The 12,032-nt window shown below is 60.5% G+C and carries 11 protein-coding genes; 7 read left to right on the top strand and 4 right to left on the bottom strand.

Features of this window, described 5'->3' with window-relative positions; genetic code table 11:
- The first annotated feature begins 66 nt into the window (after positions 1-66).
- The 4 genes from HW556_RS04775 (at position 67) to HW556_RS04760 (ending at position 3,660) form a co-directional block, all read left to right on the top strand.
- Positions 67-588 (top strand): hypothetical protein, encoded by a 522-nt coding sequence (locus HW556_RS04775; RefSeq protein WP_176898479.1) that lies wholly within the window; start codon positions 67-69, stop codon positions 586-588.
- Between the two features lie 126 nt (positions 589-714).
- Entirely contained in the window at positions 715-1,923 is a 1,209-nt protein-coding gene (locus HW556_RS04770) for a carboxypeptidase-like regulatory domain-containing protein (protein WP_176898477.1), read from the top strand.
- A 100-nt stretch (positions 1,924-2,023) separates the two neighbouring features.
- Complete coding sequence (locus HW556_RS04765; RefSeq protein WP_176898474.1) at positions 2,024-2,872, top strand: 4-hydroxy-3-methylbut-2-enyl diphosphate reductase; 849 nt, start codon at positions 2,024-2,026, stop codon at positions 2,870-2,872.
- 23 nt (positions 2,873-2,895) lie between these two features.
- Complete coding sequence (locus tag HW556_RS04760; protein WP_246289521.1) at positions 2,896-3,660, top strand: fatty acid desaturase; 765 nt, start codon at positions 2,896-2,898, stop codon at positions 3,658-3,660.
- A gap of 10 nt (positions 3,661-3,670) precedes the next feature.
- On the opposite strand, the gene HW556_RS04755 is transcribed toward HW556_RS04760, so the two are convergent.
- The 4 genes from HW556_RS04755 to HW556_RS04740 all read right to left on the bottom strand — a co-directional run bounded on the left by HW556_RS04755 (position 3,671) and on the right by HW556_RS04740 (position 7,961).
- Positions 3,671-4,405, bottom strand: a complete 735-nt coding sequence (locus tag HW556_RS04755; protein ID WP_176898472.1) for a LytR/AlgR family response regulator transcription factor — start codon at positions 4,403-4,405, stop codon at positions 3,671-3,673.
- Positions 4,406-4,750: 345 nt separating this feature from the next.
- A complete protein-coding gene (locus tag HW556_RS04750) occupies positions 4,751-5,119 on the bottom strand; it encodes a heavy-metal-associated domain-containing protein (RefSeq protein ID WP_176898469.1) in 369 nt (122 codons plus the stop codon).
- Positions 5,120-5,175: 56 nt separating this feature from the next.
- A complete protein-coding gene (locus HW556_RS04745) occupies positions 5,176-7,425 on the bottom strand; it encodes a TonB-dependent receptor (RefSeq protein WP_176898466.1) in 2,250 nt (749 codons plus the stop codon).
- Between the two features lie 92 nt (positions 7,426-7,517).
- On the bottom strand, positions 7,518-7,961 hold the full coding sequence (locus tag HW556_RS04740) for an HYC_CC_PP family protein (RefSeq protein ID WP_176898463.1): 444 nt from the start codon (positions 7,959-7,961) through the stop codon (positions 7,518-7,520).
- A 196-nt stretch (positions 7,962-8,157) separates the two neighbouring features.
- Between HW556_RS04740 and rsmH the strand changes: the two genes are divergently transcribed.
- From rsmH to HW556_RS04725, 3 genes are read left to right on the top strand one after another with little or no spacing between them, the layout of a single operon-like run.
- On the top strand, positions 8,158-9,087 hold the full coding sequence (gene rsmH / locus HW556_RS04735; protein ID WP_176898461.1) for a 16S rRNA (cytosine(1402)-N(4))-methyltransferase RsmH: 930 nt from the start codon (positions 8,158-8,160) through the stop codon (positions 9,085-9,087).
- A gap of 4 nt (positions 9,088-9,091) precedes the next feature.
- Positions 9,092-9,820, top strand: a complete 729-nt coding sequence (locus HW556_RS04730) for an FtsL-like putative cell division protein (RefSeq protein ID WP_176898458.1) — start codon at positions 9,092-9,094, stop codon at positions 9,818-9,820.
- Entirely contained in the window at positions 9,817-11,985 is a 2,169-nt protein-coding gene (locus HW556_RS04725; protein WP_176898456.1) for a penicillin-binding protein, read from the top strand. Before HW556_RS04730 ends, HW556_RS04725 begins: the two co-directional genes overlap by 4 nt.
- Positions 11,986-12,032 lie beyond the last annotated feature (47 nt).

Genomic DNA, 12,032 nt, shown 5'->3' with positions numbered 1-12,032 from the left:
AAGCAAAGCGGCTACAACCGCGGCTCACGAGGCCGCCTTGCCTGCCGCTGTTTCCTGCCCTCTGCCGTGCCTAAGTTTCTGATTTTAACCGTTCTCCTGATTTTTTCCACGCTCGTGTCGACCGAAGCCAACCCCTACGCCCTGCCCAAGCTCCGCCAGCAGTACCAGCAGGCAGCCGCCAGTAAAGAAGCCGGCGAGAAGTTTCATAAGCTGATGAGCGCCTACACCCGGCAGGATGCCGTGGTGCTGGCGTACAAGGCGGCCGCCGAGGCTATCCGTGCCCGCGACGCCTCCATGCTCAGTAAGCTCACTTACGTGCAGCAGGCCAGCAAGCAGTTCGAGCAGGCCGTGCAGCTCGATTCGGCTAACCCCGAAGTGCGGTTTCTGCGCCTGAGCGTGGAAAGCAACCTGCCTTCTTTCCTGGGCCTGAGCCAGCACGTAGACGAGGACCGGCAGTTTTTGCTTAAAACGCTGCTCAACCATCCCAACTCGGGTCTCGATGCGGAATCGTTCGGACTGGTGCGCGATTTTCTGGTAGAGCGGGGCCACGTGTCGGACGCCGATGCTCAGAAGCTGGCCCGGTTATAGAATCACTTATTTAGTATAGCGCCTTTGGGTGGCATATGGGTGCTCCGCTTCGCTGGGCCTCCCGGTTTATTCGTGGCCCATGGCTCCATTATCTGCCTTTCGAGGTCCTTCCTACTTATTCTGCCTATGAAATCGTTGCTGTTACTTGTCCTGGTTTTTCTGCTGGGTGGTAGCCTTGCCCAGGCCCAGGAAATTCTACTCAAAGGCCGCGTGGTCGATGAGAAAAATCAGCCGATACCTTACGCCGGGGTGGGGGTGGTGGGGGCCGAAGTTGGCACCGCTACCAACGAAGCCGGCGAGTTTCTGCTACGGGTGCCGCGGCTGCCCCAGCAGCTTACGGTGAACAGTCTGGGTTTCGAGCCTACCATTCTCAACGTTAACACTACCATGGCGGCCTCGCCGCTTGAAGTCCGTCTCAAAAGCAGCCTGGTGGCCCTGCCCGAAGTGCGGGTGCGCAACCCCGCGCAGGTGGCGGCCGAGCTAGTGCAGCGTGCCAGCGCCAAGCTGGCCCGGCACCAGCGTGACGCTATGTATGGGCAGGCCTTTTACCGCCAGAAGCAGCGCCATAATGGCCGCTATACCGAGTTTATGGATGCCTTCTATGACGTACGCTTCACGGTGGAAGGTATTAGCGGCTGGCAACTAACGCAGGCCCGCTATGGACAGGTGAAGGAAGAAACGGGCGTGGATATGATGAATTTCTCGGCCGCCCTGCGCCTGATTCCGGTATACGACCCCAAGCCCAGCTCCCGTAAGGTGGCCGTACCGCTGGGCCCGCGCGCCACCAAACAGTTCATATTTCAGTTGCGCGAGATACTGCGCGATGAGTCGGGCGAAGTAGCCGTTATCGACTTCCGGCCCCGCCCCGAGCTGGGCCAGTCGGCGCTGACTGGCACACTCTACCTCGATATGGAAACGGCCAGCCTGCGGCGCATGGAAAGCCGGGTGCCTATTGCCGACCTTATGTCGCTGCAGTTCGGTGAAGGCACCAGCCTCGACTCGCAGAATATGCGCTTGACAGCTGATTTTGCACCTTACCAGGACTCGCTCAGTCAGCTGCGGGCCGTGCGGGCCGACCAGCGCATAGTGCTGACCTACAACGGCCGCCCCGATACGACCACGCTCAGCGGCAACCTATTCTTCTATCGCTACGCCAAAGGTGCCAACACCAAAGGCTACAAGAGCACCGGCGTGAACTACAACGACCTGCGCCAGGCCCGAAAAGGCCCTTACGAACCTGAGTTCTGGCGCAGCCGCGAAGTGCTGCGCGCTACGCCTGCCGAAGAGCGCGTTATCCGCGACATGGAGGAGCAGAAAGCTTTTGGCACGTTTTAGCCGAACTGCCCGCACAGGACAGTCGTGAGCTTTTTGCGAAATACGGCTTATCTTCCGCTAGCCGTAACCTTCCGGGCTGCTTCCAGGTTACTGCTTCGCTATGCCGCACCACCTAAGCGTTCGAATCGACCCCAACTCCGGCTTCTGCTTTGGCGTCATCTATGCCATTCAGATGGCCGAAGACCTGCTCGATGAGCAGGGCTACCTGTATTGCCTGGGCGATATTGTGCACAACGACGAGGAAGTGGAGCGCCTTGAACGCCGGGGCCTGCGCATTATCGATTACGAGCAGCTGGCTGGTTTGCGCCGCGAAGCTGTGCTCATCCGGGCCCACGGCGAGCCGCCCAGCACCTACCAGATGGCTATGGAGAACGAGTTGACCCTCGTCGATGCCTCGTGCCCGGTGGTGCTCAAGCTACAGAACCGAATTAAAACCAGCTACGACAAGCAGGATCAGATCTTTATATACGGCAAGCATGGGCACGCCGAGGTGCGTGGCCTGCTGGGCCAGACCAGCGGAAATGCCGTGGTGTTTGAAAGCTTGGAGGAACTGCTGGGCCACGAATTGCCGTCCCGCCTCACCCTTTACAGCCAGACTACCAAGAGCACCGACTCGTTTTACCGCATCAAAAACGAGTTAACCGAGCGCGGCTACGAAGTAAATGCCAACGACACTATCTGCCGGCAGGTAAGCAACCGCGACAAGGATTTGCGCCGCTTTGCCGCTCAGTACGATCAGGTGGTGTTTGTATCGGGCACCAAAAGCTCTAACGGCAAGGTGCTCTACCAGGTCTGCAAGGATACCAACCCAGCCACCCACTTCATCTCCAAGCTCGACGACCTAGACAATGCTTGGTTTACGCCGGGCCAAAGTGTGGGCATCTGCGGGGCTACCAGCACCCCCATGTGGCAGATGGAGCAGATCCGCGACGCGCTGCTGGCGTTGTAGTCGCTGAACGAGTACGTAAGTCAATGAGTGAACTGAGCTACCCTGTTGCTGAAAACACGACTGCCGCCGTGCCGTTGGCTCGGCCAAGCCGGGTGCGGCCGGCGCCACTTGAAGGACGGGGTGTAGTGGCGGCGGGGCTGGTTCTGGCCTGCTGGGGTGGGCTGCTTGCGTTTTTGCTGGCTTTCTACCAGCCCAACTGGCGCACGCCCTGGCCCTACCTGCTGGCGCTGCTGCAAACACATCTGTATACCGGCCTTTTTATTACGGCCCATGATGCCATGCACGGGGTAGTAAGCTCCAACAAGCGCCTCAATAATGCACTTGGTACGCTGGCCGCCGGGCTTTTCGCGTTCAACTGGTTTCCGGGGATGCTGGCCAAACACCACGCCCACCACCGCCACGTAGCCACCGAACACGACCCCGACTTCCACAACGGCCGCCACCCGGGCTTTCTGCCTTGGTTTGTGCGCTTTGCCTGGAACTACGTAACCGTGTGGCAGGTGCTACTGATGGCGGCCACTTATAATGTGCTCAAGCTGTTTTTCCCGCAGGCCAATGTTGTTGCCTTCTGGATGCTACCGGCCGTGTTGGGTACTTTTCAGCTGTTTTATTTCGGTACATATCTGCCGCATCGGGGCGAGCATGAGGCCGACAATGCGCACAAATCGCGCAGCCAGTTTCGCCAGCATGTCTGGGCCTTTATAAGCTGCTACTTCTTCGGCTACCACTACGAGCACCACGACCAGCCCTACCTGCCTTGGTGGCGGCTATGGAAGGCTAAAGGGTAGTTCGGCCCTTCTAATTCCGCCTGATAAGCGTAGTGTTAACAATCTGCTCGGTTACTCGCTCGCGGTAGGTCTGGCCCAGCGGCAGGGCGTGGCCGGCTACTTTCACTTCCAAAGAACTCATTGAGTCGATGCGGGCAGCGTTGACCAGGTAGGAGCGGTGAGTGCGTACGAACAGGCCGGCCGGTAGCTGGTGCTCCAGGTTTTTGAGGTTCACCAGCGTCAGATGCGAGCGTCCGTCAGCGGTATTTATCTTCGTGAAGTCCTTCAGCGCTTCAATAAAAAGCACCTCGCGGTAGTGCAGGCGCACAAACCGGGCATCGGTACGGATGAAGAACGAACCCCAATCGGGGGCCGCGTCGGGCGGTAACTCTGCCGGATGGGTTTGCACCCGCAGCAGGCTCGCCACTTTGTTTACGGCCTTTAAAAAGCGTTCGAGCGAAATAGGCTTGAGCAGAAAGTCGATGACATCCAGATTAAATCCTTCCATCGCGTACTGCGGATGCGCCGTCATGAGTACCACCAACGGTGGATGGTGGAGCGACCTGACGAGGTCGATGCCGCTGAGGTGAGGCATGGTAACATCGGAGAACAGCACCTGCACCGGATTTTCCAGCAAATATCGGTGGGCCTCCAGCGGGTCGGTGAAGGCTGCTTTCACCTCCAACACGTTGGTCATGGTTGCGTAGGCCTGAAGCAGCTCCAGTACCAACCGGTCATCGTCTAGAAGCAGGCAGGATATCTTCATAAAGAATAAGCGAGAAAGCAGTTTTGGTACCGATACAAGCTGACTTACATGCGGAGTAGCAGTCGGTAATATAGGTGGATTAAATCAGACTATTTTTATAAACGTGCTGAAATTTACCTGTTCGTCGGATATATAGCCCCGTTGGCATACTATTTAATCTGGTTGCTATACTATCCGAAGCCCAGATACATAGGCCATTACACCTATGCAGGAGGGCCGGCGGTAAGTAGCAACCCAGTTTGGGTATGCCACTTACCGCCAGCCCTCCTGCATTATGGACCCTGAGCCATAAGCTGCCACATGGGGCAATGCTCAGCCAATTACCAGCTGCTCTGGCCAGGCTATTTAGTGAACGTCGTTGGTTTTCTTGCAGCACTCCGGCAGGCGCTCGTAGGCCTTGTTGTCAGCCAACTGACCATTGGCATCGTAGCCGGTTTTTTGCACGGCCGAGGTAAGCGCGGCAGCACTGGTTTTATCCGGGCGGAACGTAACAGTCAGCATTTGGCTGGGCACATCGAGCGTGGCCTGTTGCACGCCTTTTTCGTAGGCCATGGCTTTTTCGAGGCGGGCTTTGCACATGTCGCACACGGCCGAGGTTTTCAGCTGGAGTGTTTCGGTGGCCGGGCCTTTCGCCTTGGTTTTGGTGGTTTGAGCAAAAGCGCCGCCCGAAATTATCAGCAGGCAGGAAAGCAGAAAGGAGGGGAAGAATTTCATGAGATTGAAACAGACTGAAAGGTGAAAAAGTGCGTAATCATTCGAAAAAGGCCGATTTAGGGTAGCGTGAACCGCATACCCAAGTAGCTCATACGGCCATACACCGGACCCCATACCATGGCCGCATCGAAAGTCGGGCCAAAAGGCGCGGCGGCTCCCTGAATGGGGTTGCGTTGGCGATAATTCGTTAGGTTCTCGACGCCGGCATACACCTCCCAGCGCTTGAAAGCGCGCGTGATTTGGGTGTTGAGTAGGGCGTAGCGGGGACTGAAAATCGGGCCTCGCTCAACGGAGCCGGGCTCGGGAGCCAGCGGGCGTTGGCCGTAACCCTGTACTGTCAAATCGGCGCGCCACTTGTCGAAGGCCGTGGCATAGGCCAGGTTGAGGAATAGGCGGTGGCGGGGCACCAGCACCCGCGGCAACAGCTCGCCGCCATACGTTGTCTGCACATCGAGGTGCTTGTAGGCCGCCTTTACCTCCAGGCCCTTCAAGGGCTCCACCAGCACTTCGGCCAGAAAGCTGCGCGAGTAGCTACGCCCGCCCGAGGCCAGGTTGCCAATCAGTAGCCGGTCGGGGGAGGTGTAGGAGTCGACTACCACTTGGTTCTGAAATTCGGTGTGGTAGTAATCGGCCACGAGCGTGCCCTGCCGGCCGAAAGCATTGAAGTACTGGGTGGCCGAGCCGCCCACGCTCCAAGCCTTTTCAGGCTGTAGATCGGGGCTGATGACAAAGTCGCGGGAGCTGACGAACATGCCCGAGTTTTCGGCCAGCGGGTTGGCCACCCGCAGGCCCTTGCCGGCCGCAAAGCGGAGCACTGTATTCTTGGCCGGGTCGTACTTCACGTTCAGGCGGGGCGTCAGCAGCCAGCCGTACAGGTTGTGGCGGTCGAGGCGCAGGCCACCAACCACCGTCAGGTTACTGGCATTCTGGTAGGTGTACTCGCCGAATGCGCCCGGCACCTGCTCGCGGCGGTTGCGGGCCAGCAATTCCGTGCTGGTTGTGCTGGGGTTATAGGTTTCGCGGTAGTCGTCGTACTGGAAGCTCAGGCCGGTACGGTAGGTGTGGGCCGTGGTTCCGATGATGCTCTGGAACAGCAGCGTAGCCAGGCCCGTGCGCTGGTTGCCGTCGTAGTTGCGGCGGCCATAGCTGGAGATGAAGTCGTGGTCGGTGCCGCTTAGCAGCAGCCCCAGGCTCTGGTAGGGGCGGCCGGTCCAGGCGTAGCTGGCTTTGGCGTAGCCGGTGAAGCGGTTGGTTTCCTGGGTGATGCCGTAGTAGGGGCCGGGCGTATTCTCGCGGAAGCCAAGCTGCCCGCCCTGCCGGGTTTCGCGCAGCGCCCCCAGGCCGGCTTCCAGCACTACGCCGTTGCCCGAGTTGTACTTCCACTTATTAAAAGCGTTGAACTGGGTGGCGCGGGGCAGATCCAGGAACCCGTCGTCGTTGCGGTCGATGCGGCCGCCCAGGTGGTCGGTGTGCAATAGTAGGGCCGTGCTCAGCTTGGGCGTGAGCCGGGTGGCCAGGTTCAGGTTCAGGTCGAATTTGCCCATGTCGTTGACGTAGGCATTGAAGTGCAGGCGGTCGGTTTTCTCGGGGTCCTTGAGGTGAATATTCACCTGCCCGGCAATGCTTTCGTAGCCGTTCACCACCGAGCCCATGCCCTTAATAATGTCGATGCCCTCAATCCAGGGGCCGGCCAGGTAGCCCAGACGGTAGGGTGTGGCCAGCCCGCGCAGGGCCGGCAGGTTCTCCAGCGTCAGCAGCGTATAAGCCCCATCGAGGCCCAATAGCTGAATTTGTTTGGCTCCTGAGGCCGCGTCGGTGGTCGAAACTTCGACCGAAGCATTGGTTTCGAAGCTCTCGGCCAGGTTGCAGCAGGCCGATTTGGTGAGGTCGCGGCTCGTGATGACCTGGGTGTTGGTGGGCGTGAGCCCGGAGTAGGCGAGGGCGCGGGCTTCCACTTTCACCTCGCCCAGCTCGGCGGAGCGGCGGAGCGGCACGCGCAGGTAGCGGGTGCCCTCGGCCCGCACCGTGTCGGCCAGGTAACCCAGGAAATTGATGATGAGCCGGTTGTCAGTGCCAGCGGGGCGCACCAGCGAGAAGGCGCCTTGGGCGTCGGTGGTGGCGGCCCCGGCGGGGTTGCTCAGCCAGCGGACGACTGCGCCGGGGACGGGCGAGTTGCTGGTAACGTCGAGCACCTGCCCGCGCACGGGGGCCACGGAAGGGTCGGGCGTTTGGGCTTGGGCGGCAGTGGCAGCCAGCACGAGGCCGGCTACCGCCAGCGCCCGGCTGTGCCGGATAGAGGAATGCATAAGAAGCAGAAGTTTAGCTTTTTCCGAAATAAGCGCTGGCCCAATAGGGCCCGGCGAAGCGGGCTGCCCGAACGGCAGCCTCCGGAAAAATGCTAAACGACCAGCAGGCCCACCCGCGTGAGCAGCGCCCGACCGCCCAGCGGCGGGGGAGACGAATCGGCCGCGTACCAGCGCGAAGCGGGCTGGTAGAAGGTAGCGGCTTTAAAGGCCGGAAACGGGGCCGCGGGCCAAACCGGCACCAAAGCCGGCACCGATACTTTCGCCCAGCTCAGCTGAGCCGAAGCGACATCGAGCTTATGAAAATCAGCCCCAAACTCGCAGCACGACTTTAGCAGGTGGCCTGCTTCGTCCTCGTGGGGCTCAGCGGCTACCTGAACCGGCGCACAGCCGTGGCTGGCCGGCTGAAAAATGACGTCGGTGCTGCTTTGACCACTTTGCAGGCACAGATGCTGCTGTACCGCCAGACCCACCGAGGAGGTGAGTACCAGCAGGGCCAGCCAGACACTAAAGAGCCGATGGAGCAGTGGACGTTTCATAAGTAGCAACCGCAAAGGTAGGGAATACCGCGTGGGGGCCGCGTACGGAATTATAAGGGACGTGTTCAGTATTATGGGCTTTAGCAGGCTATGATCCAAGAAAAACCGGTTTGCGGCCCCAGGCAGTTGGTGTTGCCCATTGGATGCGTACTTTTGACTTTCGCCGATTTACAACGCGGAACCCGAATTACCTGCCGTGAACGACTACGCCAACGATACCGCCTACCACCGCCCGGTGATGCTGCGCGAGTGCCTCGAAGCCCTCGACTTGCAGCCCGGAGGCCGCTATGTGGACGTTACTTTCGGCGGTGGCGGCCACTCGGCCCGGATGCTGGAGCGCCTGCAAAGCCCCGGCCACCTCTACAGCTTCGACCAGGATGCCGATGCCGAGGCGGAGGCCGCCCAACTGGCCCGCCCCGAGTTCACGTTCATCCGCGCCAACTTCCGCCACCTGTTCCAAGAACTCAACCAGCGCGGCGTGCTGCCCGTCGATGGCCTGTTAGCCGATTTGGGCGTGTCGTCGCACCAGTTCGATACGCCGGAGCGCGGCTTCAGCACCCGCTTCGACGGGCCGCTGGATATGCGCATGGACCCCGACGGCCCCGACGCCTCGGCCGCCGACCTCATCAACGAATACCCGGAAGCGGAGCTGCACCGCATTTTTGGCATGTACGGCGAGGTAACCAATGCCCGCACGCTGGCCGCCATGGTGGTTTCGGCGCGGCGCGGGCAGTCCATTACCACCATTGCGGCCCTCAAGAAAGCCATTGCGCCCTGCACGCCGCGGGGCAAGGAGAACAAGTACCTGGCCCAGGTTTTCCAGGCCCTACGCATCGAGGCCAACGACGAAATGGCCGCTTTGCGCGAAATGCTCGAACAGACTACTCAGGTGCTGCGCCCCGGCGGCCGGCTGGTGGTCATGAGCTACCACTCGCTCGAAGACCGACTGGTGAAGAACTTCCTCGCCAAGGGTAAATTCTTCGGCGAGGCTGATAAAGACCTGTTTGGCCGCACCGATTTGCCCTTCGAAGTCGTTACCCGCAAGCCCATGGAGGCCACGGCCGAAGAAGTTGCCCTCAATAGCCGCGCCCGTTCGGCGAAGCTGCGCATCGCAATCAAAAAGTAAAAAGATGTCCGCCAATACCGTTCGTCCTGCCAGCACCCCGCCCCGTGCCAACGTGCCCCGCGCCGTGGAGCCGGAACCGGTGCGCCCGCCGGCAGTGGCCGAGCCAGAGCCTGAGGCGGCCCCCGAGCCGATTCCCCGACCAGTGCGGGCGGCCCGGCCGGCGGCCCCAAAGCGAAGCACGTGGAGCGTGTTTACGTTGCTGGAGCGGGCCACACCCATGGACGGGCTGTTTCGGGAGGGACTGCCGGTGCGGCTGCTGCCGCATCTGCTGTTCATCATGTTTCTGGTGCTGCTGTATATCGGCAACACGCACTACGCCACCCGCATGAACCGCAGCATTCAGAAAATGAAGACCGAAACCGAAGACCTGCGGGCTGATTACACCACGCTCAAGTCTGACTACATGGAGGCCAGCAAGCAGAGCGAAGTGGCCCGGCGCGTGGCTGCCTACGGGCTGGCCGAAAGCTCCTCGCCGCCCTTTCGCATTGCCGTGCCCGCCGGTGGCCTCGATGAGGCCAAACTGGACATGATGCCCGGACTCACGGCCGACTCGGTAGCTGCCATGACTGCCCGCGCCCGCGTCGACTCGTTGCGCCGGGTGGTGGGCCCCGCCCTGGGCATCGACTCGGTGGTGGAAGTGGGCGCGCCGCCCGTTCCTATTGGCACCGACCTCAACGGCGAGCCGGCTCCGGCCGCCGCTTCATCCAATCGCGCTACAATCCGCCGTCGATGAAAGGAAACGTTAAAAAAAGCATTGTAACCCGCGTACGTTTGGCCTTTTTGGGGGTCTGCCTGTTTTCGGCGGCCATTGTGTGGCGCATAACCCACATTCAGTTTACTGAAGGTGCCAAATGGAGCGCCCTGGAGCAGGAACGGCGGGTTATATACCAGCCGGTTTTTGCTACCCGCGGCAATATATACTCTGATAATGAGAGTATTATGGCTACCTCGTTGCCCTTTTACCGGGTTGCCTGGGACCCTAGTGTGGTGAACGATGCGCTGTTCAACCAGAAGGTAGATTCGCTGGCCGGGCTGCTGGCGGGCTTTTTTGGCGACCGAAGCAAGCAGGAGTATTTCCGCAAGCTCAAGAACGCTCACGACCCCAAGAAGGGTGTGCGCTATATCCGCCTCAACTCGCGGCAAATCAATTATCAGGAGAAAAAAGAGCTGGCTTCGTGGCCCATCTTCCGGGAGGGAAAAAACCGGGGCGGGGTCATTTTTGAGAAGATTGATAAGCGCTTCCGGCCCTTTGGCGGGCTGGCCCAACGCACCATTGGCTTCCTGAACGAAGATAAGAACGGGGCGGGCCTGGAGTTCACCTTTAACCGCCACCTGGCCGGCCGCGACGGCGAGGCCCTGTTCGAGCGCCTGCCCGGTGGCAACAAGCCTATCTACGACGGTACCGAGGTGAAGCCCCAGCCGGGCTACGACGTGAAGACGACGCTCGATATCAACCTCCAGGACATGGCCGAAAGTGCCCTCTACAAGTCGCTGGTGCAGAATAACGCCCAGTACGGCACCGTTATTCTGATGGAGGTGGCCACCGGCCATATCAAAGCCGTCGCCAACCTGGGCAAGGTGGCCGACGGTGTGTACCGCGAAAACTACAACTACGCCATTGCCGACCAGGGCCGCACTGAGCCGGGCTCAACCTTCAAGCTGGCCTCAATGATGGCCGCTTTCGAGGAAAACCCTGACTTGCAGCTAACCGACACGATTAACACTGGCCGCTCGGGGGCCATGCGCATCGGCGGGGCCGTGAAAACCGACTCGCACCCGTATGGTCGGATTTCCATTCAGCAGGTGTTCGAGAAATCGTCGAACATCGGCGTGGCGCTACTCACCGAGCGCACTTTCAGCAAGAACCCCGACGGGTACACCAACCACCTGAAAAGCTTCGGACTCGATAAGCCGCTGGGCTTCCAGATGGCCGGCGAGGCACGGCCATACATCAAAGACCCCCAGGACCGCAGCTGGAGCCGGACCTCGCTGAGCACCATGAGCATCGGCTACGAGCTGAAGCTGGCCCCGCTCCAGACGCTGGCCTTTTACAACGCTGTGGCCAACAACGGGGTGAAGATGCAGCCCATGATTGTAAGCGAAATCAAGCAGGCCGATAAGGTGATTGAGCGGTTCGAGCCGGTGGTGCTCAACCCCAAAATATGCTCCGAGGAAACCCTGCAGAAAGTGCGCACCATGATGGAAGGCGTGGTAGAACACGGCACGGCCCGCGGCATCCGCACCAGCGACTACCTGATTGCGGGTAAAACCGGCACGGCCTGGAAGTTCAAAAACGGTGCTTATACCCGCACCTATTCCACCAGCTTCTGCGGCTACTTCCCAGCCGATAAGCCCAAGTACAGCTGTATTGTGGTGGTCGATTCGCCTAAGAACGGCCGCATTTACGGCGGCGACGTGGCCGCACCGGTGTTCCGCGAACTGGCCGACAAGGCCATGGCCCGCGACGCAGCTTCGGAGCGGCCGCTGCTGGCCCGCGCCCCCGTGCGCCGCTCGCCCGTGCCGCTGGTGAAAGCCGGCCTGCAGGACGAGCTGACGATGATGTTCAGCCAGCTAGGGGTGCGCCACCAGGCCACGGCTCCCACCGAAGATTGGGTGCGCACCGCCCGCCCCGACTCGCAGGCCGCCGATGTGCAGCTACGGCCGCTGTTGCTACGCCCCGGCCGCGTGCCCAACGTAGAGGGTCTAACGCTGCGCGATGCGCTGTTTCTGCTCGAAAACCGCGGCCTGCGGGTCCGTACCGTCGGATCGGGCCGGGTAATCAGCCAGTCGGTAGCGGCCGGCACACCTGCCAAGCGCGGCACCACCGTGCAGCTTACGTTGGAGCCGATTGGCATGCTGCCGCGGCCGTTAGCGGTGCAGGTAGCTGCTAATCCTTGATGATCTAGTGTTGGTATCGGGGCCTTTGAACGGCGTCGAGATGCACT

Source organism: Hymenobacter terrestris (assembly GCF_013377905.1).
GTDB classification, from domain to species: domain Bacteria; phylum Bacteroidota; class Bacteroidia; order Cytophagales; family Hymenobacteraceae; genus Hymenobacter; species Hymenobacter terrestris.
Note: the sequence above shows the minus strand (reverse complement) of the source record. Positions and strands in the feature narration are given on the sequence as shown.

Coding starts and splice junctions, on each gene's coding strand:
- HW556_RS04770 (WP_176898477.1), top strand. CDS start 715: ATGAAATCGTTGCTGTTACTTGTCCTGGTTTTTCTGCTGGGTGGTAGC.
- HW556_RS04750 (WP_176898469.1), bottom strand. CDS start 5,119: ATGAAATTCTTCCCCTCCTTTCTGCTTTCCTGCCTGCTGATAATTTCG.
- HW556_RS04765 (WP_176898474.1), top strand. CDS start 2,024: ATGCCGCACCACCTAAGCGTTCGAATCGACCCCAACTCCGGCTTCTGC.
- HW556_RS04740 (WP_176898463.1), bottom strand. CDS start 7,961: ATGAAACGTCCACTGCTCCATCGGCTCTTTAGTGTCTGGCTGGCCCTG.
- HW556_RS04760 (WP_246289521.1), top strand. CDS start 2,896: ATGAGTGAACTGAGCTACCCTGTTGCTGAAAACACGACTGCCGCCGTG.
- HW556_RS04725 (WP_176898456.1), top strand. CDS start 9,817: ATGAAAGGAAACGTTAAAAAAAGCATTGTAACCCGCGTACGTTTGGCC.
- HW556_RS04730 (WP_176898458.1), top strand. CDS start 9,092: ATGTCCGCCAATACCGTTCGTCCTGCCAGCACCCCGCCCCGTGCCAAC.
- HW556_RS04745 (WP_176898466.1), bottom strand. CDS start 7,425: ATGCATTCCTCTATCCGGCACAGCCGGGCGCTGGCGGTAGCCGGCCTC.
- HW556_RS04755 (WP_176898472.1), bottom strand. CDS start 4,405: ATGAAGATATCCTGCCTGCTTCTAGACGATGACCGGTTGGTACTGGAG.